The 22467-nt window shown below is 72.2% G+C and carries 21 protein-coding genes; 9 read left to right on the plus strand and 12 right to left on the minus strand.

Annotation, left to right across the window (positions count from 1 at the left end; genetic code table 11):
• Window positions 1-67: 67 nt before the first annotated feature.
• Together ACGFY5_RS23295 and ACGFY5_RS23300 are read left to right on the plus strand one after the other, a co-directional pair.
• Entirely contained in the window at window positions 68-571 is a 504-nt protein-coding gene (locus ACGFY5_RS23295; RefSeq protein WP_392722815.1) for a MarR family winged helix-turn-helix transcriptional regulator, read from the plus strand.
• Window positions 572-618: 47 nt separating this feature from the next.
• Complete coding sequence (locus ACGFY5_RS23300; RefSeq protein WP_392722816.1) at window positions 619-777, plus strand: hypothetical protein; 159 nt, start codon at window positions 619-621, stop codon at window positions 775-777.
• Here the strand turns inward: ACGFY5_RS23300 and ACGFY5_RS23305 are convergent.
• From ACGFY5_RS23305 to ACGFY5_RS23315, 3 genes are read right to left on the minus strand one after another with little or no spacing between them, the layout of a single operon-like run.
• The gene (locus ACGFY5_RS23305; RefSeq protein WP_392722817.1) at window positions 774-1418 is read right to left on the minus strand and encodes a thymidine kinase; all 645 of its coding nucleotides are present in this window, start codon (window positions 1416-1418) and stop codon (window positions 774-776) included. The genes ACGFY5_RS23300 and ACGFY5_RS23305 overlap by 4 nt on opposite strands.
• Entirely contained in the window at window positions 1418-2770 is a 1353-nt protein-coding gene (locus ACGFY5_RS23310) for an MFS transporter (RefSeq protein ID WP_392722819.1), read from the minus strand. Before ACGFY5_RS23310 ends, ACGFY5_RS23305 begins: the two co-directional genes overlap by 1 nt.
• Window positions 2771-2785: 15 nt before the next feature.
• Window positions 2786-3553: a glycerophosphodiester phosphodiesterase gene (locus ACGFY5_RS23315; protein ID WP_392723897.1), complete on the minus strand. Its 768-nt coding sequence runs from the start codon at window positions 3551-3553 to the stop codon at window positions 2786-2788.
• Window positions 3554-3637: 84 nt separating this feature from the next.
• Here ACGFY5_RS23315 and ACGFY5_RS23320 point away from each other — a divergent pair, with 84 nt between their 5' ends.
• Window positions 3638-5095 (plus strand): Hsp70 family protein, encoded by a 1458-nt coding sequence (locus tag ACGFY5_RS23320; protein WP_392722821.1) that lies wholly within the window; start codon window positions 3638-3640, stop codon window positions 5093-5095.
• Window positions 5096-5117: 22 nt separating this feature from the next.
• Here ACGFY5_RS23320 and ACGFY5_RS23325 read toward each other — a convergent pair whose 3' ends face one another.
• From ACGFY5_RS23325 to ACGFY5_RS23345, 5 genes are all read right to left on the minus strand, one after another.
• On the minus strand, window positions 5118-5720 hold the full coding sequence (locus tag ACGFY5_RS23325; RefSeq protein WP_392722822.1) for a hypothetical protein: 603 nt from the start codon (window positions 5718-5720) through the stop codon (window positions 5118-5120).
• A 7-nt stretch (window positions 5721-5727) separates the two neighbouring features.
• Window positions 5728-7656, minus strand: coding sequence for a dynamin family protein (locus ACGFY5_RS23330; protein WP_392722824.1), 1929 nt, complete (start codon window positions 7654-7656; stop codon window positions 5728-5730).
• Window positions 7653-8489, minus strand: coding sequence for a hypothetical protein (locus ACGFY5_RS23335; RefSeq protein ID WP_392722825.1), 837 nt, complete (start codon window positions 8487-8489; stop codon window positions 7653-7655). Before ACGFY5_RS23335 ends, ACGFY5_RS23330 begins: the two co-directional genes overlap by 4 nt.
• A 25-nt stretch (window positions 8490-8514) precedes the next feature.
• Window positions 8515-10017 (minus strand): dynamin family protein, encoded by a 1503-nt coding sequence (locus ACGFY5_RS23340; RefSeq protein ID WP_392722827.1) that lies wholly within the window; start codon window positions 10015-10017, stop codon window positions 8515-8517.
• Window positions 10018-10105: 88 nt separating this feature from the next.
• Window positions 10106-10597, minus strand: coding sequence for a hypothetical protein (locus ACGFY5_RS23345; RefSeq protein WP_392722828.1), 492 nt, complete (start codon window positions 10595-10597; stop codon window positions 10106-10108).
• A 202-nt stretch (window positions 10598-10799) separates the two neighbouring features.
• Here ACGFY5_RS23345 and ACGFY5_RS23350 point away from each other — a divergent pair, with 202 nt between their 5' ends.
• Together ACGFY5_RS23350 and ACGFY5_RS23355 are read left to right on the plus strand one after the other, a co-directional pair.
• Entirely contained in the window at window positions 10800-13439 is a 2640-nt protein-coding gene (locus ACGFY5_RS23350) for a LuxR C-terminal-related transcriptional regulator (protein WP_392722830.1), read from the plus strand.
• Window positions 13436-13999, plus strand: coding sequence for a LuxR family transcriptional regulator (locus ACGFY5_RS23355; RefSeq protein WP_392722831.1), 564 nt, complete (start codon window positions 13436-13438; stop codon window positions 13997-13999). Before ACGFY5_RS23350 ends, ACGFY5_RS23355 begins: the two co-directional genes overlap by 4 nt.
• Here ACGFY5_RS23355 and ACGFY5_RS23360 read toward each other — a convergent pair.
• Window positions 13980-14822 carry a hypothetical protein gene (locus ACGFY5_RS23360; RefSeq protein ID WP_392722833.1) on the minus strand — a complete coding sequence of 281 codons (843 nt, stop codon included), beginning with the start codon at window positions 14820-14822 and terminating at the stop codon, window positions 13980-13982. The genes ACGFY5_RS23355 and ACGFY5_RS23360 overlap by 20 nt on opposite strands.
• The gene (locus ACGFY5_RS23365) at window positions 14720-15202 is read right to left on the minus strand and encodes a hypothetical protein (RefSeq protein ID WP_392722834.1); all 483 of its coding nucleotides are present in this window, start codon (window positions 15200-15202) and stop codon (window positions 14720-14722) included. The genes ACGFY5_RS23360 and ACGFY5_RS23365 overlap by 103 nt, the downstream gene beginning before the upstream one ends.
• 59 nt (window positions 15203-15261) lie before the next feature.
• On the opposite strand from ACGFY5_RS23365, the gene ACGFY5_RS23370 reads away from it, so the two are divergent.
• Both ACGFY5_RS23370 and ACGFY5_RS23375 read left to right on the plus strand, forming a co-directional pair.
• Window positions 15262-16044: a methyltransferase domain-containing protein gene (locus tag ACGFY5_RS23370; protein ID WP_392722836.1), complete on the plus strand. Its 783-nt coding sequence runs from the start codon at window positions 15262-15264 to the stop codon at window positions 16042-16044.
• A gap of 9 nt (window positions 16045-16053) precedes the next feature.
• On the plus strand, window positions 16054-16926 hold the full coding sequence (locus ACGFY5_RS23375; protein ID WP_392722837.1) for an NAD(+)/NADH kinase: 873 nt from the start codon (window positions 16054-16056) through the stop codon (window positions 16924-16926).
• 194 nt (window positions 16927-17120) lie between these two features.
• On the opposite strand, the gene ACGFY5_RS23380 is transcribed toward ACGFY5_RS23375, so the two are convergent.
• On the minus strand, window positions 17121-18578 hold the full coding sequence (locus ACGFY5_RS23380) for a glycosyltransferase family 2 protein (RefSeq protein WP_392722839.1): 1458 nt from the start codon (window positions 18576-18578) through the stop codon (window positions 17121-17123).
• A gap of 147 nt (window positions 18579-18725) precedes the next feature.
• On the opposite strand from ACGFY5_RS23380, the gene ACGFY5_RS23385 reads away from it, so the two are divergent.
• Together ACGFY5_RS23385 and ACGFY5_RS23390 are read left to right on the plus strand one after the other, a co-directional pair.
• Complete coding sequence (locus ACGFY5_RS23385) at window positions 18726-20153, plus strand: FAD-dependent oxidoreductase (protein WP_392722840.1); 1428 nt, start codon at window positions 18726-18728, stop codon at window positions 20151-20153.
• A 112-nt stretch (window positions 20154-20265) separates the two neighbouring features.
• A complete protein-coding gene (locus ACGFY5_RS23390) occupies window positions 20266-21810 on the plus strand; it encodes a methyl-accepting chemotaxis protein (protein ID WP_392722842.1) in 1545 nt (514 codons plus the stop codon).
• A gap of 90 nt (window positions 21811-21900) precedes the next feature.
• On the opposite strand, the gene ACGFY5_RS23395 is transcribed toward ACGFY5_RS23390, so the two are convergent.
• Window positions 21901-22395 (minus strand): hypothetical protein, encoded by a 495-nt coding sequence (locus tag ACGFY5_RS23395; protein ID WP_392722843.1) that lies wholly within the window; start codon window positions 22393-22395, stop codon window positions 21901-21903.
• Window positions 22396-22467 lie beyond the last annotated feature (72 nt).

The following is a 22467-nucleotide window of genomic DNA, read 5'->3' on the forward strand; positions in this document are numbered from 1 at the left end:
CGATCTGATTGACAACCCGTCTGTGATCCAGTCGGTGAACGAGCCCGGGAGCCGTACGATGTGTGCCATGGCCGCGGTCCCCGCCTCCGACAGCCCGACCATCCCCCTCAGTGACGACCTGGGATGGGCTCTCGGCGTGCTGTTCCGCGCCTACGCGAAGGCGAGCGCGGCCGCCCTGGAAGGCGTCCCGGGCGGCCCGCGGGGCTACCAGGTGCTCGCGACCTCGGTCCGCGACACCCCGGGCACCCAGCTCGCGCTGGCCCACCAGCTCGGCGTCGACCGCACGGTGATGACGTACCTGCTCGACGACCTGGAGAAGGCCGGGCTGGTCACTCGGGTGCCCGATCCGGCCGACCGGCGCGCACGGCGCATCGTCGCCACCGATCAGGGCCGGGAGTTGCTCCGCGAGCTCGACGGGCGACTGTGCGACGTGGAGGCCCACCTGCTCGGCGTGCTTCCCGAGGGGGAGCAGGCCATGTTTCGCGCGCTACTCCAGCGGCTCGCGGGGCACGCGAACCTGGTCGACCCGATCCAGAATGCGTGCCAGGTCGCCGAGCAGCTGACCCCCTGACGGCACCCGGGTCGCGTTACCGCGAACCCGGACGGGATACTTCCGGTGTGCGGGACGGCAGGATGCGGATGGACGGCTTCACCCTCGGCATCTTCGTGGGGCTGGCCGGCTTGATCGTCGTCCTGTTGGTGATTCTGGTTTTTCCGCTGTTCACGAGCGGCGACTCGGAGCCGGCGCGTTCTCCGACCGCCGAAGCGTCGCGCTAGAGCGCGACGCCGTTGCCCAGCGCGAGCTGACCCGCGGACGCAACCGCCGGACCGAGGTCACCGTCGCGGTAGTGACGGCGGCACAGCACCTGGTAGCGCACCTCGGCCTCGTCGGTGTCCGCGACGAGGATCTGGTCACCGGTGCGGATGACGGTGCCGTCGACCACCCGCGCGTTCTGCTGGCCGGGGCGGCCGCACCAGCACAGCACTTCCACCTGCAGCCGGATGAGCTCGTCGGCGAGTTCGAACAGGCGTCGGCTGCCGGGGAACAGCTCGCTGCGGAAGTCAGTGGCCAGGCCGAACGCGTAGACGTCGATCCCGGAGCGGTCGGCCAGATCGGCGGCCTGCTCGATCTGCTCGGGGTCGTAGAACTGCACTTCGTCGCAGATCAGGTAGTCGACGCGGCGACCCGCGCGCCACTCGGCCTGCACCACGTCGTGCAGGTCGGTCTTCTCGTCGACCTCGGTCGCGTACGCGGTGAGCCCGACGCGGCTGGAGATCTGCGCCGCCCCGGCCCGATCGAGCTTCGTGAGCAGCAACCCGTGCCGACCCTGCCGGGCGTGGTTGTGGTTGATCTGTAACGCGAGCGTGGACTTACCGCAGTCCATGGGTCCGTAGAAGAAGCGCAGGGTTCCAGACACTAGAGCAGCTTAGGCGGGGTGTTTCCGGCTTCGACGATGGCCCGGCGGATCGGCACCGCCGCCAGCAGCAGGAACCCGACCACGAAGAACACGATCAGCGACAGGATCGAAATCCGGTAGCTGTCGGTCAGCTGGTAGGCCAGGCCGAACAGCAACGGGCCCATCCAGCTCGTGCCCTTGTCGCTGATCTGGTAGAGCCCGTAGTACTCGGCTTCCTTACCGGCGGGGATCAGCTGGCTGTAGAGCGAGCGGGACAGCGCCTGGCTGCCGCCGAGCACCAGGCCGATCGCGGCCCCCAGCGCGACGAACGGCAGCGGTTGGCGCGCCGGCACGAAATACGCGGCGCCCAGGACGAGTGCCCAGAGCACGAGGCTGAGCAGGATCGCTTTCCAGGCGCCGATCCGCTTCGCAAGCGCTCCCAACAGCAGCGCGCCGCCGAACGCGAGGAACTGGATCATCAGGATCGTCGGCACCAGCGCGGTCTGCTCGAGTTCCAGTTCCTCGGTGGCGTACGTAGCCGAGAGCGTGATCACGGTCTGGATGCCGTCGTTGTAGATCAGGTAGGCGGCGAGGAAGAACAGGGTCAGTTTCAGGCTGCCGAGTTCGCGCAGGGTGCGCCCCAGCTGGGCGAAACCGGCGAAGACCGACCGGCTGCGGGAGGTCTCCACCGGCGGGCGATCGACGAGCGGGCGGATAGCGACGATTGCGAACACACCCCACCAGACCCCCGCCGAGACGATGCTCCAGCGGGCGATGTCCCCGGTCGACCAGCCGAGACCGTCCCCGACCAGCACCGCGATGACGTTGAACAGCAGCAGGAGTCCGCCGCCCAGGTAACCGATCGCCCAGCCGCGGCTGCTCACCGCGTCCCGTTCGTCCGGGTCGGAGAGCTGCGGCAGGTACGAGTAGTAGACGGTCTCCGCCGCGCCGAACAGCACGTTGGAGAGCACCAGCAGCGCGCCGCCCAGCAGGTAGCGGTCACCGGTCACGAAGAGCATGAGGATCGTCGCGCCGGCGCCGAACGCGGTGATCCAGGCGAGCAGGCGCTTCTTGTGCCAGGACCGGTCGGCGTACGCGCCGACCAGTGGGAGCACGAGTACCTGGGCGACGACCGAGAGCGACAGGACGTAGGCGAAGAACGAACCGGGTGCGACCGGGATGCCCAGGGGGTGCAGGTCGGCGCAGACCTGGCCCTCGTCGCCGCAACCGGCGGCGCGTTCGGCCAGCGAGGTCAGGTACGGCCCGAGGAAGACCGTGATGACAGTGGTGTTGTAGGCCGAGATCGCCCAGTCGTAGAAGTACCAGCCGCGGCGTTCCTGCGGCGTGGACCTGGCAACGGTCTCCGTCGTCACGGGCGTCCTGATCGTTCAGGCGGCCCAGTGGCCGCGGGCGGTGAGGACGTCACGCAGGACGTCGATCCGGTCGGTCATGATGCCATCCACGCCGAGGTCGAGCAGCCGCAGCATCGTGTCCTGATCGTCGACCGTCCAGACGTGCACCTGGAGGCCCAGCCGGTGGGCGGCGGCGACGAACCGGGCGTCGACGACCCGCACCCCGCGATGGCGGACAGGAACCTGAGCCGCACACACCCCGGCGCCGAAGCGGGGCCGCCCACCGGTCAACGACGCCACCCGCAACCGCGCGACGCCCCGCGGACCGAGCGACGTGGCGACGCCCGGACATGCGGCCCGGAACCGGGCCAGCCGCGTATCGGAGAACGAACCGATGCAGACCCGATCGAAAGCGTGGTGGCGTGCCAGGGTCTCCGCCAGCGGCCCCACCGCCGCATCGTCCTTGACGTCGATGTTGACCCGGAGCGAAGGCCACGTCTCCAGCAACTCGTCGAAGAGCGGCACCTGCTCCGTACCGCCGATCCGGGCCGCCCGCACCTCGCGCAGCGGCAGCGCGGCGATCCGGCCGGTGCGATCGGTGACCCGGTCCAGCGTCCGGTCGTGGAACGCCACCAGTGCGCCGTCGGCGGTCGCGTGGACGTCGGTCTCGACGTAGCGGTAGCCGGCCTCCACCGCGCGGGCGAACGCGGTCATCGTGTTCTCGAGTCCTTCAGCCGCGCCACCACGGTGAGCGAACGCGAGGGGACGGGGAGCATCGAGGAACGGGTGCGACACGCGTTTCAGTATCGCGGTGCGTCGGGGAACCGACGATGCCCATCCGGGCTGTCGTACGGCCCCGATAGGGTAACCGTCGAAAGGGGGAGCCTCATGCGCGTGCTGGGCATCGACTTCGGCACGTCGAACACTGTGGCGATGCTCCGCACGCCCGACGGTCGGGTTCGGCCACTGTTGTTCGACGGTTCACCGTTGCTGCCGTCCGCGGTGTACCTCGGTACCGACGGTCGAATGGTGGTGGGCCGGGACGCCGAGCGCAACGCGCGGGTCGACCCCGGTCGCTTCGAGCCGAACCCGAAGCGGCGGGTGGACGACGGCACGATCTTCCTGGGCGACCGGGAGATGCCGGTTCCCGACGTCTTCGCCTCCGTGCTCGGCACCGTCGCCACCGAGGCCCGCCGCCAGTTGGGCTCGCTGCCCGACGAGGTGCGGATGACGCACCCGGCCCGCTGGGCCGAGCGGCGGCGCAACGTCCTGATCGAAGGTGCGGTCCGGGCCGGGTTACCGCGCCCGAAGCTGATCGCCGAGCCGGTCGCCGCGGCGTCGTACTTCACCGCGGAACTGCAGACGTCGGTGCCGATCGGCCGCTCCCTGGCGATCTACGACCTCGGCGGCGGCACGTTCGACGCCACCGTCGTGCGCCGCACCGTGGCCGGCTTCGAGGTGCTCGCCGAAGGCGGCCTGCCCGACGTCGGTGGCGTCGACTTCGACCACGCGGTCATCGAGCACCTCGGCCACGTCTACTCCCGCGCCAACGGCGATTTCTGGCAGCGCCTGCAGCAACCCCTGGACGCCACCGACCGCCGGAACCGGCGGATGCTCTGGGAGGACGTGCGCGGTGCGAAGGAGATGCTCTCGCGCACCACCAGCGCCGACATCCACCTGCCGGCGATGGAGATCGACGCGCACCTGACGCGTGACGAGCTCGAACACCTGATCCGCCCCTATTTGGAGCGGACCGTCAACTGCCTGACCACGACGATCACCGAGGCGCACCTCAACCCGCGCGAGTTGGTCGGCATCTTCCTGGTCGGTGGTTCGAGCCGCATCCCGCTGGCCGCGCACCTGATCCACAGCCAGCTCCAGGTGGCCCCCACGGCGCTGGAGCAGCCCGAGACGGTGGTGGCCGAAGGAAGCCTCCGCGTCGGGTCGCTGCCCGGCGAGGGCGGTGCCCAGCCCACCGGGCGTCCGGTGTCGGCGCCGGTGCCGCCGCGTTCGGGCCCGCCGATGCGTACCGCCGGGCCGCAGATGTCCGGTGCGCAGCCGGTCAGTGCGCCCGCGCGTCCGGTGAGCGCGCCGCCGCCGCCGCACGTCCAGGCGCGGCCGCTGTCCGGGCCGCCGGCCAGCCCCGCGGGGCCGATGCGCACGCCGATGCCGCCGCGCGTCAACAACCCGATGCCCCCGCGTCCGGCTGCGGCGATGGCGCAGAAGCCGGTCGCCACGAAGAAGAGTTGGTACCAGGAACCCGCGGTCGTGGTGACGTTGATCGTCGCCCTGGTGCTGTTGCTCGGGTTCTTCATCGTCCTGTGCCTGGCGATCGGCAGTAACTGATCGCCTGGCTTGGGGGCCGCGCCTACGCGGGCGGCCCCCACAGGCGGGCCAGGTTGCGCACCGCCGGGTCGTCGCTGCCCACCAGCTCCTGGTAGGCGTCCCCGGTCGGGTCGCCCACCGATCGGGGTTCGCCGAGCGAGGTCCGCAGGTCGTCGGCGCCACCGTCCGGGGTGGCCGGCACCGCGTCGCCGGGGACGTCGGAGTCGCCCAGCAGACCGGTGTCCACCCACGGCGGCCCACCGGCCGGCTCCGGCACCTCGACGTTCGTCAGGTCGGGCAGGTCGAGCCAGTCGCCGTCGCCCGAGTCGGCGACGGCCGTGTCGGGATCCGCGCCGAGGCTGACCGGCGAGTCGTCGCCAACTACCGGAACGTCCGGTTCGTCCGGTTCATCGGCGGGGACGTCGGGCTCGTCGACGAAGTCGTCCTCGGCGAGGTCCAGCGTCTCCGACGTCTCGGGCTGCCAGGCGACGTCCTCCGGGGAGTCGGAGTCGTCGAGGTCGACGGTGTCGTGCTCCCACGGTGCGTCGCCGACACCCGGCAGCGCGGCGTCGTCCGGTACGTCCGCTTCCGGGAAGTCGTCCGGGACGTCGTCGTCGGGGAAGTCGTCGCCCACGTGAGAATCCATGGCGCGCTCAGGCCTTCCCGGCAGCGGCAGCGGCGTCGGCCGGTGCCGCCCGCTTCGGCGGCCCCGCCGGCACCGTGATCCTCGTCGCGGCCTTCGCCTTGCCCAGCACCTCATCCAGCGACTTGATCCGGGCCCGGATCCCGTCCCGGTCGCCCTGCAGCGCGGTGCGCTTCTTCGCCCGGTTGGCCTTGTCGTCGGCCAGGGACTTGTCGATCTCGGCGATCTGCGCGTCGAGCTGCTCGACCCGCCGTTCCACCGCCTCGTCGAGCGCGACCGTCAGCGCGAACTGCAGGTCGGTGAAGCGGTGCGAGATCTCCTCGGCGATCGACGCCCTGGCCTCGTTCAGCACCTCGCGCAGCCACACCTTCGCGGCCTGCCGGTCGTTGCCGACCCGGCGGCGGTAGAGCATGAACGCACCTGCCGCGAGGCCGACGCCCAGACCGATCACCGGCACCGCGAACCCGGCCGCGGTACCGGCCAGCAGCGCACCGGCGCCGGTGGCGCTCAGGTTGCCCAGGAGCGACGCGGTTCCGACCGCACCGGTGATCACCAGCGCGTTGTCGCCACCGGCGCCGTCGCGCTGGGGCCGCGCCGAGGCGACCGACCGCAGCCGGGCGTTCAACCGGGCCAGGATCTGCGACAGCTCGGCGTCGGAGAAGACCTCGCGCAGGATCTGCGCGCCGATCACCCGGAACCGGCGCTCCATCTCGGCGGAAAGCCGCAGCGCGATCGCCTGCAGAGCCTGGTCGATGTCGGTCGGCAGGCGCTTGATGCGCTCGCCGTTGGCCTTCTCGACGATCGTCAGGTAGTGGTCCTGCGCCTTGCTGATCTCGTTGCGCAGCAGCGCCGTCGAGTCGACGCGGGCCCGCTGCACCTCGGTGTTGAGCGTGAGCGTCCAGGTGCGGGCGTCCTTGCGCTTGCGCTGCACGAACTCCGCCCGCTCGGCCTTGAGCTTCTCGGCCTGGCCGGGGTCGGGGTCGACCGCGCGCATTCTCTCGCCGATCTGGGTGTCCAGGCCGACGAGCTCCGAGCGCACCGTGCGCAGCAGGTTGGCCTGCACCAGCACGCCGTTGCGCACCGCGACCTGGCGGGCCAGCGCGTTGCGCAGGTCGGAGATGCGCGATTCCTTGCGCACCTCCTCGGCGGCCTCCGGAATCGGCATCTGGTCGGCCAACTCGGCCAGCCGGGCCGACACCGGGAAGAACGCGGACTGCGCGAACCGCGGCGCGTGGGTGTGCAGCAGCGACTTGTCGTCGTCGAGCACCGTGCGCCAGCCGGGGAACGCGTCGGTCTTGGTCAGCGCGAACATGACCAGGTTGACGCGCTTGCTGGCCTCGAGCAGGAAGTCCAGCTCCGGCTTGGAGAACGGCGAGGACGCGTCGACGACGAACAGCAGCGCGGTGGCGCGCGCGACCGCGTCCAGCGCGATCTCGGCGTGGGTCGAGTCGAGCCCGCCGACGCCGGGGGTGTCGATGACCGTGATGCTCTGCAGCAGCGGCGCGGTGTGGAACACCTGGATGCGCTGCGGGGGACGCCGACCGTCGGGCAGCGTGCCCAGCACCGTCCCCCAGTCCCGCAGCGCGTTGAGCCCCAGCGGGTGCGGCATCGTGTCGCCGGGCACGTGGGCGAGCGCCCGCGGCGGGTCACCGGCGGAGAACTCGAGGTACGCGCTGGTCGCGACCGCGGCGTCCACGGGGGACAGGTTCGGCGTCGAGAGCAGGGCGTTGATCAGCGAACTCTTGCCGCGTTTGGTCTCACCGACGACGACCACCGTGGGCTGGGTGACCTCCGCGCGGCGGATCTGGTCGATGTCGGCGGCCAGGTCGGGGTCGAGGCGGCGCAGGTGCCCCAGGCCGGTGTCGATGGCACCGCGGATCTGCTCCTCGACGGCCCGGAGCGCGGCTGCGGGGTCGGGCTTGGCGGCGGGGGTGGTCATCGGGCCTCCGACTGGTAGACCGTGACGACGGGTGCTCGGACGATCTGCCCCCGGTCGGTGTAGCCGGAGATCTCGACCGCCGCGATCGTCCCGGAGAGCGCCGGGTCGTTGGTGGGCGTGGTGCCGCCGGCCTCGTGCCGCCCGGTGTCGAACGGCTCGCCGGCCGGCCGGTCCTCGGCCACCCCGACCTCGTTCAGTGCCCAGGCCAGCCGGTCGGCGATCGCCTTGCTGGTGGCGCGGTCGCGGACGTAGATCGCGGTCTCGACGAGCGTCTTGCGTTCACGGGTGAGACGGCCGGTGTCGAGCGCGGCGTCGGTGAGCACGGCGTGCGAGCCGGTGGAGTGGCTGGCGTTGACCGGCGGCGGGTAGTTCGGGACGCCGCCGTACGCGCCGCTGGACACCGGACGCGCGGTGGCCGCGCCGGCCGGGGCATCGGTGCGCGGTACGAACAGCGCGATCCCGGCGATGATGCCGCCGGTCATCAGCGCGCCGAGGAAACCGAACACCGCGCTCAGCGGGTCGAAGTTGTCGTTGGCGCAGCCGTCGGCGTCGAGCGTGAACGCCTCGTTGACACCCGGCAGGCCGCCGTTGTCGGTCGGGCCGTTCCCGTCGGGCGCGTCGACGTCGCGCTTGTTGGGCTCCGCGGACGGCGACGCCGAGCCGACCGGGCCGCCGCCCGACGTCGGGGCACCGGTCGAGGCGGTAGACGCGGGGGTCTGACCGGTGGTGCCGCAGCCGTCGCCGCCGCCGACGAAACCGGTGACCAGGCCGGTGAGCACGGCCAGGACAAGGGTCAGCCCGGCCACGATGAGCCGAACGAAGCTGGTCGGCATGGTGGGGGTACTCCGTTCGGGGGGGTCAGGACGCGTTCGCGCGGACGCGCTGGGACAGCAGGTAGAAGCCGCGGTGCGCCACGTGGGCGATCCGCGCCTGAGCGGGGCTCGCACTGGCCACCGCGAACGTCCGCCACCGGGTGGCGGCCTCGAGTGCGGCCTGCGTGAGCTGGGGGACCGGTGCACCGGCCAGGTTCAGGATCCAACCGGGGTCGTCGGAGAGCGCGAGCCGGGTCAGCTCGGACTCCATGCCGGCGGGCAGCTCCACGGCGCCGGTGGTGACCTGCTGAGCCACCTCGAGCAGCCGCAACTGGTGGTACTCGGGCTGCTGGAGGAGGCGCTCGACGGCGTCGCGGAGCAGCTCCCGGTCGGCGGGGCGCTCGGCGCGCGCGGCGATCTGCTCCAGCGTCGTCAGTGCCCAGCCGGCCTTGATCGCGTCGGTGCGCCAGCGGAACGCCTGGTCGAGCGTCTGCCGTACGCGGGGGAAGCCGGACGCGCGGTAGAGCCGGCGGATCAGCTCGCCGGTCGCCAGCGTCGGGTCGGCGGCCAGCGATGCGACGGCGAACTGGATTCCGTACAGGTCGAGCAGGCGCAGCAGGCGCTCCCGCTGTTCGGCGGGGATCTCGCACTCGCGGGTGGTGAACAGGTCGACCGACGCCATCAGCACCGCGCGGTCCACGTTCGGCAGCGCGGCCAGCGCGCGCAGGCTCTCGCAGTCCGCGGCGGTCAGCCGACCGGCCTCGGTCGTCTCGGCGAGCAGGCCGACGACCGGCACGACGTCGGCGACCTGGCGGCGCAGCGCCACGGCCTGGGTCTCGGCCAGCGGCCCGGCCACCGGCCACGGGTCGCCACCGCCGCCGAGCTTGTCGACCTTGTTGAACAAGCCCAGCGAGTTGATCGGGTTGGACGAGAGCCGCGCGGAGATCGAGCGGAACGCCTCCAGCGCCTCCAGGTCGTCCTCGCGGACCGACTGGGTGAACACGTAGATGATCGCCTCGGCACCGGACAGTGCGCTCTGCGAGTCCGAGTCGAGGTCGTCGTCGACCGGGTTGTCGTTGAACAGGAACCGTCGCGTGCCGGCGCTGACCTGGGCGTTGGTCGAGCTCAGGCCCGGTGTGTCGACGACGGTCAGGTCGCGCAGCCGGTCGCTGGCGAGCGTGACGTCGACATAGGACACCTCTTGGCGGGGGATGCCGAGGCGCTGGGGGATCATGCCCGATTCGTCCAGCGGGAGGCTGACCCGCAGCCCGTCGCGGCGCACGACGTCGACCCGGTCGGCCGGCCCGTAGCGGAACTGCGTGACCAGGCGCGTGCACTCGCCGACCTCGGTGGGGGCTACCCGCCGCCCGATCAGTGCGTTGACCAGCGTCGATTTGCCGGCCTTGAGCCGTCCCGCGATCGCGACCCGCAGCGGCTCACCGAGCCGCCGGGACAGGTCGGCGACCGCTACGCCCGTGCCGCCACCGAGCCGGGGACCGACCTCCCGGCACAGTCCGGCGACACGCTGGCTCAGCGGACCTGGCGCCACTGTTCTCCCCCTGAAGTTTCCCGGTGCTTTCTTTTGATCATGCCGCTGCCGGGCCCGCGATGACCCACGGGCCCGGCAGCCGGAACGATCAGGCGCTGGCCAGGTCCGGGGCGCCGGTGCTGGTGCCGGCCGGGGCCTGGGTCTGCGAGTCGAACTCACCGTCACCGTCGGTGTCGGTGTACGCCACGTCGGCGGTGCCGTCGCGGTTGGTGTCCTGGTAGGCGACATCCGCGGTTCCGTCACCGTCGGTGTCCGCGACGGCGGTGTCGATGACGCCGTCACCGTCGGTGTCGGCAGCCGCGTAGTCCGCCACACCGTCGTGGTTGGTGTCGACCGCCACCGCGTCGACCACACCGTCGCCGTCGGTGTCGACGCCGACCGCGTCGGCAGCGTTGTCGCCATCGGTGTCCACGAGGACGGTGTCGTACGCGCCGTCGCCGTCGGTGTCGAGAACCTCGTACTGCGAACCGTCGCTGTTGGTCACCAGGTAGCCGTCCTCGTGGCCGTCCTGGTTGTAGTCGACCGCCTGCGCGTCGTCCGGTGCGCCGGCGTCGAAGTTGGCGTCGGTTCCGTCGCTCATGGGAAATATCCTCCTGTCGAAGTGGTCCGTTCAGGGTGGCCCGATGGGCATACGCTGCGGGACCTGTGTCGGGGGTTTGACTGTGCGGGATTCGCAGCACTGACCCTAGGCATATCCTGCGGCCGCACCATCCCTACTTCGTGCCACACCGGCAGGGGTTCGGGCGGGGGAGACAAGTACTGGCAATGCGGGAGGAAATGCGGTGGTCGACGCCGACGGGGGAACGCCGGCGATCCGGGACGGCCTTGTCGCCCAGCTGAGACGGCCGGGGCTGGTGGTACTGGCCGGTGGGCCGGGGGTCGGCCGCACGACCGCGCTGCGTTCCGTCGCCGAGGCGTTCCGCGGTCCGGTGTTCACCGGTGGCGGGCTGGCCACTCTGCGTCACCTTCCCGGGATGGCGCTGGCCCGCGCGGTGCGCGCCCGCTTACCGGAGCGTGACGTCCCGCTCGCCGCGGAAGCGGTGCGGGCCCGCGTCGGTGACGGTCTCCTGGTGGTCGACGACGTGCACCATGCTGATCCACTGTCACTGGCTGTGCTCCCGCTGCTTGCCGACGTCAGTCGAGTGCTCGTCGCGATCCGGACGCCCGGCGGCTTGCCGGCCGAGACGGAAGCGGCACTGCGTGCGGCGGCCGGGCAGTGGACCGTGTTGTCCGGGCTCGATCCCGGTGCCGCGCGGGCGTTGGTGCGGCAGGTGGCTCCGGCGCTCGACGAGCGGGCCGTGGAGATGATTCTGTCGCGCGCCGGTGGCAATCCGCTCGCGATCCGGGTGCTTGCCGCGCGAATGGCTGGTGGTTCTCTGTCGCTGGGCGGCCGTGGGCCGTCGTCGGTGGACCACCGTGGTGAGGCGGGGCCGGCGGAGGGCGAGGCGCCGTCGGCCGGGCCGAACGTCGGGGAGGACAGCGCGAGCGGGGCGCTGGATCGGGCGGTTGCGGCGGCGGTGGCTGACCTGCCTCGCCCGGCGCGGACCGCGTTGGCCGCGTTGGGCCTGCTCGGGCGACCCGCGTCGCCCGCGCTGCTCGGGCCCGGGGTGCCGGAGCTGGCCGAGGCCGGATGGGTCACTGTGGACGGCGAGCTGGTGGTGCCGCAGCCGCGGTATCTCGCGGAGGTGGCCGCGGCGGTGCTGCCGGCCACCGAGCGCACCGGGCTGCACCGTCGGCTGGCCGATCTGCTGTCCGGGCTGGAGTCGGCCCGGCACAGCGCGGCGGGTGGCGACGCGGTGGCCGCGTACCGCACGGCGCTGGGGGCGGTGCGGGGCGCCGCGACGGTGGGGGATCGCGCGGCGGCGCTCCTGCTCGCTGTCGATGCGGCCGTCACCGCCGGCGCCGTCCCACCCGAAATAGACGGCGGCCGCCCCCGCTCCCTCGTCTCCCTGCGCCTGGAGGCCGCCGAAGCCGCCCTGGCAGCCGGCGACACCACCGGCTGCCGCCGAGTCCTCCCCGATTCCCCCGATGGATCTTCGGTGGGGGATCGGGTGCGGGGGGTGGTTCTGCGGGCTGAGGCGTTGTTGCAGGTGGGGGATGCGGCTGAGGCGCTTGCCGCGGTGGGTGCGGTGTCGGCGGACGGGGCGCCGGACGTGCTGCGTGCCGAGCACACGCGGGTGCTGCTGCTGGCCGCGCTGTCGGCGGACCCGAGCGGTGCCGCGGCGCGCGCGGTGACAGTTCCCGCGGAGCTCGCGGAGTTCCCCGCGGTCCGGGTCGGGCTCGCGGCACTGGCGGCCCGCGACCGCCGCGACGGCTGGATCGAAGGGCTCACGGCCGCCGCGAGCGGCGCACTGGCCGACGGCAGGCCGGTCGACGCCTGGTGGAGCGGCTGGCTCCTCACCGAGCACCTCCTGGCCGACGGCCGGATCGCCGAAGCCAACAGCGTCGCCGGGCAGTACCGGGCGGCCTGCGCGGGGCAACTCGCCTACAGCTGGGAGACCCGGTTCGCCGCCAGCGAACTGTGGTGCGGCGCCCTGCTCGGCGCCGACCTCGACACGGTCGTCCGCGGCGCCGTCGACCTGCTCGACCGCACGCTCCCCGCGCAGGCCCGCAGCTATGCGCTCGCCGCGGCGTCGCTAGCGCTCGCCGACACCGGCGCGCTGGCGCCGGCCCGCACCCGTCTGGACCGCGACCCGGCCGGCCACGCCGCCGCGACCGGCCGGGGCCCGGGACCCGAGGTCGTGCGCTGGGTCGACCGCGAGGTGTCCTGGCTCGACGGCCAACCCGACCGGGCACTCGACGCCCTCCCCACGAGCAGCTCCCTCGCCGGCGGCCTGGGCGCCGTGACCACCCACTGGGCCCGCCACGACCTCACCCCCACCCAGTCCGACCTTCCCGGCGGCACCGAATTCGTCTCGCATCGGTTGTTGCCGGTGCGTGCGACGCTGTCGGCCTGGGCGGGAGTAGAGGACGGCACGGTGGTGGAGGACACCCCGCCGGCCACGGCGTTCGAGGCCGCGGCCGCGCTGTGGCAGGGCAGCGCGCTGCGCGAACAGATCCGCTGCCTGCTCGCCGCGGGCCTCTCCACCCCGGACGCCGACCGGGCAGTGCCACCCCTGCTGGCCGCGGAGAAGTACGCCGAGCACGCCGGGCTCACCGTCCTGCTCGGCCGCGTGCACCGCGCCCTGCGCCGCTTCTCGGTGCGCCGCGCGACGATCGACCGCACCCGCACCAGCACGCTCACCGCCCGCGAGCGGGAGGTCCTCGCGCTGGTCGCGGCCGGTGAACCGACCCGGCGCATCGCCGGCCAGCTCGGCATCTCCCGCGAGACCGTGGAAACCCACGTCCGGGCCGGCATGCGCAAGCTCGGCGCCCGGACCCGCACCGAGGCAGCGACCCTGGTGCTGGCCGGTGCCGAGTGAGTACCCGGCCGCTCTACGTCCTGCGGTCGGCCGCGGACCTGGCCGTCGTCGTGCGTCGGCTGGCCGCGGACGGATGGGCCGTGCGCACCGGGCTCGGCGTCCCGGACGAACCGTGGGACCTCACCGCGTCACGCACGGTCGTGACCGGCCCGGTCACTGACGACGCCGCGGTGGCGGGGGCCGTGCTCGCCGCGGCGCGCGGTGCGGGGGTGGTAGCGGTCGCCGATGCCGAGAGCTCCACCGGGCAGGCGCTCCTCGCCGACCTCGCGCGGATCGGCCCGGTGCGTCGCGCACCCCAGGTTCCGGACGGCTCCACGGCCGGCGCCGCGCCGCGCGCGGAATCGGAGCCCGACGGCGCGGGCGACGGGCTCCCCCTCACCCCGGAGCAGCGCGCGTTGCTCGACCGGCTCGCGGCGGGGGATTCGATCGCGGCTGCCGCGGCCGCGGAGTTCCTGTCGCTGCGTACCGCCAACCGCCGGATCGCCGCGGCCCGCGACGCGCTCGGCGTCCGGACCACCCGCCAGGCAGTGATCGAGTACGTCAGACGCAGGCGCGTGTGACGAAGAGGGACACCGCTTCGGTGAGGGCGCCGCTCAGCGTCGTCGTCACCTCGATCGAACGGGTCGCGCCCGGAAGCGTGAGCGTCGTCCGTAAGCGCAGGTCGGTGTACCCGAGGGCCTTGGCCTGGACGCAGTCGGTGATGGTCCAGCGCACGGTGGTCACCGGGGTGACGCCGTTCGTGAAGCGGATCGGCAGGGTCGCGGCGACGGTGGCCGCGAGACCGGCGCCGGCGTTGCGCACCGCGCTCACCTCCCAGGCCGGGCTCCAGTTCGAGCGGAACCGTACCGGGATGAACAGGCCGTTCTTGTCGATGTGGGCTGCGCCGACCTGTTCCGCTGCGGCCCAGAGTGCGAAGTTGGAGTCCATGCAGGTTTGGCGTGCTGAGCTCAGCAGCAGGGAGGTGTCGTCGGAGAGGTCGACGCGGACCGTGCGGCTCGGGCGGTCGCCGGCGGTGACCACCGCGTCGAGGGCGGTGGGGGCGCGGGTGAGGCCGCCGCCTGCGCAGGCGCCGGAGATGTCCATCGAGATCCAGGCCTCCTTGCCGGCCGGGAGCGTCACGTTCTTGCTGACCGATCGGAGCGAGGACCGTAACGGGGTCTCGGCGAGCGTCGCCGACCGCAGTTTCAGGCTCGTCGCGCCCCGGTTGGCGATGACGAGTCGCAGCAGCCAGGTATCACGGCCCTGCCCGCCCGCCGTGTCGATCGGCACGACCCGCGCCGTCAGCGCGATCGTGTCCCGCTTCGACTGTTCGACGAGCCGGTCGTCGTAGCCGTGGACGAGCAGGCCACCGAGCACCAACCCGGCAACCAGAGCCAGCGCCAACCCACGCCGCCCGAACCGCCCACCCCCACGACCGCCCGAACCCACCCCATCCGCCCCCCGCCCGCCCCAGCCCCCGCTCCGGCCGCGCCGGCCCCGGCCGCAGCCGCGTCGGCCCCGGCCGCAGCCGCGTCGGCCCCGGCCTCCGCGGGCGGGTCGGCGTCGGTCAGGCGGGTCCAGGCCGGGAGTTCGAGGCGCCGCCGGGGGCGCCTCCGCGCCGGCGCGGAGGCGCCGCCCGACTCGAGCAGGTCCGGCTCCGGCGCGGAGGGCGCCGCGTCCCAGGGGCGCGGGAGGTCGGTCAGGGACAGCGGCTCGTCCGGCGGCACGGAACTGCCGGCCGCGGGATCGTCGCCCCGGGGCGTTCCGGTGCGCCGCCAGCTCATAAGTCCAGCGTAGGACCGCCTCTCGCGGCGGAACCAGCGATCCGGCAGAGTGGACCGACATGGCACGCGACCAGTGGGACCCTGCGGTGTACCTGCGACGAGCGCCCGAGCGCGCCCGCCCGTTCGGCGAGCTGCTCGCGCGGATCGACGCCGACCCCGCGGACGTCCGCACCGTCGTCGACCTGGGTTGTGGGCCGGGAACCCTGACCGCCTCGCTCGCCCACCGGTACCCGTCGGCGCGTGTCCTCGGGATCGACTCGTCCGCAGCGATGATCGCCAGGACACCCACCCGCGACCGCGTCGAGTTCGCGGTCGGCGACGTCACCGCCTGGATGCCCGACGACGACGTCGACATCGCCATCAGCAACGCGGTGCTGCAGTGGATCCCCGACCACCCCGACCTGCTCGCCCGGTGGGCCGGCGCGCTCCGCCCGGGAGGGTGGCTGGCCGTCCAGGTGCCCGGCAACCACGGCGCGCCGTCCCACGTCGCGGTGCGCGACGTCGCCGAAGCGTGGCACGACCGTTTGGCCGGCGTCGACGAATCGGGCCCGGTCCTGGATCCGGCCGCGTACGCCGCGTTGCTGGCCGCGGCCGGCTGCCGGGTCGACGCGTGGGAGACGACGTACGTGCACGTGCTGCCGGACGACGGCGACCGGCATCCGGTGCTCGACTGGCTGGAAGGCACCACGCTCCGGCCGGTCGTCGACACGCTGACGCCGGACGAGTACGCCGCATTCGCCGCGGAACTCACCGCCCGCCTGGACGTCGACTACCCGATCGAGAACGACCTGGTCTGGTACCCGTTCCGCCGGATCTTCGTGGTTGCGCGCAAAACCTCTTAGGCTGACCCCGTGGGCGTTCTCCGCAAGGTCGGCCTGGTCCTGCACCCGGCCCGTGAATCCCAGCAGGCGATCGACACCATCGTCGGCTGGGCCAAAGACAAGGGCGTCGAGGTGCTCGGCCTCAAGGACGAGGTCAAGCGCATCGACTGCGAGGCCGTTCCGGTCGACACGGACGAGCTGGCTGCCTCCAGCGATCTCGTCATCAGCCTCGGCGGCGACGGCACGATGCTCCGCGCGATGCGCATGATGCACGGGCACCACGGTGCGATCCTGCCGGTCAACCTCGGTCGGCTCGGGTTCCTCGCCGAGGTCGACGTCCCGGATCTGGCGGCCGCGCTCGCTCAGATCGACGCGGGGGAGTCGCGCGTCGAGCCGCGGTCCGCGGTGACCGCGTCCGTGTCGGCGTGGGGCGAGAACAACGTGCTCGCGTTCAACGACATCGCGCTGGTGCGCACGCCAGGGCACGGGCTCGCGTCGATCGAGCTGAGCGTCGGTGGCCAGCCGTTCCTGCGGTACTCCGCGGACGCCCTGGTCGTGGCCACCGCGACCGGCTCCACCGCGTACAGCTTCTCGGCGGGCGGCCCGATCATCTCGCCGACCGTGAAGGGTCTGGTCGTGACGCCGGCCGCGCCGCACTCGGCGTTCAACCGGTCGGTGGTGCTGGACTGCTCGGAGAGCCTGGCGCTCACCGTCGAGGAGGGCAGTGGCGCGCTGGCCGTCGAGGTCGACGGGATCGTCGCCGGCACGGCCGAGCCCGGTACGACGCTCGAGCTGCGCACCGACCCCGACGCCGCCCGCGTCGTCCGCATCGGCGAAGCCACGTTCTACCAGCGCGTCCGCCGCAAGCTCGGCCTCGTCGACGGCGCCTCGTACGCCGGTTAGCAGAACGATGTGGCGTAGGGGCTCGCTATGACGAGCCCTACGCCACATCGTTCCGAAGCCCCCGCACCGAGAACGGTGCGGGGGCTTCGATTTACTTCCCGACCCCCGTCGAACGGAGGGGATGGTCCGGCGGGGGTGGTGTGTCTCCGACCCCGATCGAGCGGAGGGGACGGCCCGGCCGGGGTCGGAAGATTTCAGGGGCGGTAGCCGCGCGAGGGGCGGACCAGGCGGACCATCATCATCACGGTCTGCAGGATCGTGACCACCGCCAGGAGCGACCAACCGACGGTCAGCACCCGCTCCTGCAGCCACAGCGGGGCGTGCAGCCAGCCGAACACCGTCAGACCGGCGAGCACCGCCACGATCGCGACCGCGGTGATGATGCGGCCCGGGCCGTTGGAGGCGCCGCGCTCGGCGCGGGCCTGGTCCTCCCAGCCGTCACGCTTGATGCCGGCCAGCACGTTCGACCAGGACGCGGTGGTGCAGGCGAGCCGGAACCAGAGGTACGCCTCGACCGGTAGCAGCAACATCGCGGTCACCACGTCGCCCATCGTGCGGTTGGGCATCGTCCACGCGACCCGGGCGTTGAGCAGCGACGCGATCACGGTCGGGGTGAGCCACCACCAGGACCAGACGAACTGGTGCACCATCAGCGAGAACGTCAGCAGGAAGAGGAACAGCAGCCGGGTGACGCCGTTGGAGAGCAGCGACAGCTGCTGACGCCAGAGCGTCGCGGTCCACTTGGACAGGTGCGGCTTGGCGAGCAGGCGGGCCATGCCCTCGTCCCACTTGCGGCGCTGCGCCCAGAGCGAGCGGAACGTGAGCATCGCGCCGGCGTGTGCGCGGGCCTTGGTGGAGACCAGCGTCTCGTACCGCATGCCCCGGAGGTCACCGGTGAGCTGCATGTCCTCGACCTGCGCGGACGCGTCCCACGGGCCCGGCGTGTTGTTGCGCTCGGTGACCCGCCGTAAGGCGTCGGCGTTGAAGAGCGACGCCTGGCCGCCGAGGACGTAGGTCGTGCGGTTCTTCTGCAGGGCGTCCATCGTCCAGCCGGCGAACTCCATGCGCTGCAGGCGGATCAGCAGCCGGGCCATCGGTGTGGTGCCCAGGCGCTGGTCGAAGGTGTAGCGGGCCATCACGCCGCCGGCCTTGGGGGTGCTCGCCAGCTCCTCCTCGAGGTGCTGGAGGCAGTCGGGGGCGAGCTGCGTGTCGGCGTCGATGCCGGCGATGAAGTCGTAGCCGGCCTGCCAGCGGCGCCAGGCCTGGTTCAGGGCGCCGACCTTGCGGTCGTGGTTGTCGACGGTCCGCATGACCGTCACCCCGCGGTAGCGGCGGGCGATCTTCTCGGTGTCGTCGGTGCAGTTGTCCGCGATGACGACGATCCGGTCGGGAACTCGTGACTGGGTGAGGAGCGCGTCCAGCGTCTTCGCGATCGTCGCTTCCTCGTTGTGGGCCGGGATCAGCACCAGCATGCGGGCGGTGCGGGCCCGCGGGGGGCGGTAGCGCAGCTCGTGGACGAAGCGGTCCACCGTGCGCTTGGTGTCGCCGAGGCGGGCGGCCATCCGGATGGCGAACGGCTCGTCGCTCAGGTCGGCGGTGGCGGAGCCGTACGGTACCGGCCTGGGTGCGATCACGATTTCTTTGCCAGTCACGGAGTTTCCCCTCTCCAAGTTCGTCGCGCTCCGTGGCGCGCTTTCACGGACACAGACCCGCGAGATCGCCGGGAAATACGGGCTGTGACCGCCGTCACGTCAGCGGCTCGCAAGCGGTTTGACAGCGGCCCTCGCCACGGTGGGCGCATGACAGACGTACTCGTGATCGGCGCCGGTCCGACCGGCCTCACCCTCGCCCTCGACCTCGCCCGCCGCGGCGTGGCCGTCCGGATCGTCGACGCCGCGCCCGGCCCGAGCCAGGCCTCCCGCGGCAAGGGCATCCAGCCCCGCACCCAGGAGGTCTTCGACGATCTCGGCGTCATCGACACGATCCTGAAGACCGCCCGCCCCTACCCCCCGATGCGCGCCTACCGCGGCGACACCGTCGTCTGGGAAGGCAACCTGGGGTCACCACGCGCAGCCGGCCCCGACGTGCCGTACCCGGGCATCGTCATGCTTCCCCAGCAACTCACCGAGCAGGCCTTACGCGACCGTCTCGCACAGGAGAACGTCCGAGTCGAGTACGGCACCCCGGTCACCGACCTCACCCAGGACGACAACGGCGTGACCGCCGCCGGCATCCACGCCCGCTACGCAGTAGGCGCCGACGGCGGCCGCAGCACCGTCCGCAAGACCCTCGGCATCCCGTTCCTCGGCGAAACCTTCGCAACCGAACGGATGGCCCTGGCTGACGTCCGCTTCCCCGATGGCCTGCTCGACCGCGACCACTGGCACATCTGGGGCGACCTCAGCACCCAGGAGCTGAAACTCGGCCTCTGCCCGCTCCCCGGCACCGACGTCTTCCAGCTCACCGCCCCACTCGCCCCCGACGAGGAACCCGAGGACCTGCAGCGCTTCGTCACCGAGCGCTCCGGCCGCGACGACCTGGTGATCACCGACATCCCGTGGCACTCGCTCTACCGGGTCAACATCCGACTGGCCGCGCACTACCGGAAAGGCCGCGTCTTCCTCGCCGGCGACGCCGCGCACGCCCACTCGCCGGCCGGCGGCCAGGGCCTCAACACCGGCGTCCAGGATGCCTACAACCTCGGCTGGAAGCTCGCCGCCGTCCTCGCCGGGGCCCCGGAAGACCTGCTCGACACCTACGAGGCCGAACGTCAGCCGGTCGCCGCCGACGTGCTCGGCCTCTCCACCCTGCTGCTCCGCGGCTCCCAGGAGGCCCCGCAGCGCGGCCGGGACACCGACCAGCTCGACATCTCCTACCGCGACAGCGTCCTGTCCCGCGACACCCGCCGGACGCCCGGCCCCCTGCACGCCGGCGACCGGGCTCCCGACGCCCCCCTCCCGCACGGCACGCTCTTCGAGCGTTTCCGCGGTCCCCACCCAACGGTCCTCACCTTCCGTCCCGCTACGCCTTTGATCGACGATATTCAGGTGACCACCGACTCGACGGGTGCGTACGGGTCCTACGGAATCGACCCCCTCACCGGCGGTTACGTCGTCGTGCGGCCCGACGGGTACGTCGGTCTGCTCGCCGATGCCGACGGTGCCGACGCGGTCCGCGAGTACCTGCGGACGGGGGTGGACGGGAGTCAGTACGGCGCCGTGCCGTGACCGCCACCGCAGTGTCTTTATTCGGAACAGTGTTGTGATTTGTCTTGAGTGGGGCTGCACACCCGCCGAACAGACACCTGAGTGGCATCCGCATCTCCGAGAAGGGCACGGCATGGGCTGGTTCTCCAGGTCGACCCCGGCAACGACGACGTTCGCCGTCCCGCGCGACGTCGAGGCGCTGGAGCGGGTCCTGTCCGCGCTCGGCGACGGTGTCGAGAGCCTCGAGGACGCGAGCTCGAAGATCGTCGCCGAGCTGGTGAAGTCCCTGAACCTCGCCTACGGAGCCTGGTGGTCGAAGGAGCCGAGCGGCCAGTTCGCGCTCAGCGCGGAGCACGGCGAACTCGCGCCGACGCTGCGCGCGGCGATCGGCGGTGCCGCGTCGATCCCGCCGGACGCGGGCCTGCTCGGCGTCGCGGTGAACAACCGCCGACCGGTGATGACCAGCGAGGATCCGCACGCGGGCGACAAGTGCATGCGCTGGGGCGCCGCCCACCGCGCCGGTATGATGCACGCCGCGTCGGTGCCGCTGCTGCAGGCCGGGAACGTCGTCGCCGTGCTGGAATTCTTCGGACGGGACCCGCTGCCGGCGTTCAGCAGCGAAAAGTGGGCGGCGATCACCCGGATCGCGCTGATCGCGCGCAACAACGCGATCGCCGCCGCCGCGCTGCGGGAGACGCTCGAGGACCGCGAAGCGGTCACCACCGTCGTCGCGAAGATCGGCGACGCGACCGACCAGGACACGGCGCTGCGCGTGGCGCTGGACACCGTGCGGTCGGCGTTCGGCTGGGTCTACGGCTCGTTCTGGCAGCTCGACGAGCAGGAGAACGTCCTGCGCTTCAAGGTCGAGTCCGGTTCGGCCGGTGACGAGTTCCGCAAGGTGACGCTGGCCGCGACGTTCGCGGAGGGCGTCGGCCTCTCCGGGCGGACGTGGAAGGCCCGTGACCTGGTGTTCGTCCGCGACCTCGCGGAGATGACCGACTGTGTCCGCGCGCCCGCTGCCCAGCGCGCCGGGGTGAAGTCCGGCGTCTGCTTCCCGATTCTGGACGGCGACCGGATCCTCGGCACCATGGACTTCTTCACGACGCGCGAGATCGACCTCTCGGCGTCGCGTGCGGCGGCGCTGCGCAACGTCCAGCTGCTGGTGTCCCAGCGCATGCAGACGCTACGGCGCTCCGAACACGACTACGAGAAGGCCCAGGCGTTGCTCGGCAGCATCAACGAGCTGCGCCGGGCGTCGATGGACGCCAGTTCGGTCGGGGAGCAGGCCATGCGGGGCGCCAGCGCGATGACCGTCGAGGTGGAGGCGCTCGGCAACGCGTCCCAGGCGATCGGCGACGTCATCCGCATCATCAGCGGCATCGCCGAGCAGACGAACCTGCTGGCGCTCAACGCGACGATCGAGGCGGCGCGCGCCGGTGAGGTAGGCCGCGGGTTCGCGGTCGTGGCGAACGAGGTCAAGGAGCTGGCGCGGGAGACCGCGGAGGCGACCCAGAAGGTGTCGGACCAGATCACCGGGATCCAGGCGAGCAGCCAGCAGGTCGCCGCCGGCATCCACTCGACCAGCCAGACGATCGGCGAACTCGACGGCGTGCAGGCGCGGATCAACGAGGTGCTCGAAGAGCAGGCCCGCATGGCCCAGGCCTTCGAGACGTCCTGACCCAGCTCCGGCGTCTCCGCTCGCCGGCCCTCCGCGGCCTCCGGAGCGGCCGGCAGGGGTTTGCCGCCCTGGCCGCGTCCTCCGAGCGCGTCAGTAGCCGGGCGGCGGGGGATAGCCGCCGGGCGGCGGGGGATAGCCGCCGGGCGGCGGTGGGTAGCCACCCGGACCGGGCGGGGGACCGCCGCGTCCGTCGAGCACGGCCTTCACGTCTTCGCGCTTGAGGACGATGAGCGTCCAGATGCCCACCGGGATGCCGGCCAGGAAGCAGCAGGTGACCGGCACCATCGCGGCGATCGCGCCCGCCTGCCCCAGCGTCCGGCCCCGGCCGCGCAGCAGCATGATGCCCGCGGCCAGGATCAACGCCCCGACCGGTAACGAGACCACGGCCAGCAGCGTGTAGGTGAGGTATCCGGCGGCTTCGGCGTCGGACGAAAGGTCTGTGCTGTTGCTCTGACCGAGCCGGGCGACGCGACCGCAACAGGCCACGAATCCGAGGATCAGGTCCAGCGCGGCGACGACGATCAGCGCGATCGCGACCTGGCGGACGGCGGCCCGCGGGGACGAGGTCGGGGGAGTAGCGGACACCCGGCGAGATTACCGGGTGCCGTCCAGGTGAACTTTTCCCAACCGGTCCCCGTGACTCTGCAGCGACGCTCG

The organism is Cryptosporangium sp. NPDC048952, from assembly GCF_043197895.1.
GTDB lineage: Bacteria > Actinomycetota > Actinomycetes > Mycobacteriales > Cryptosporangiaceae > Cryptosporangium.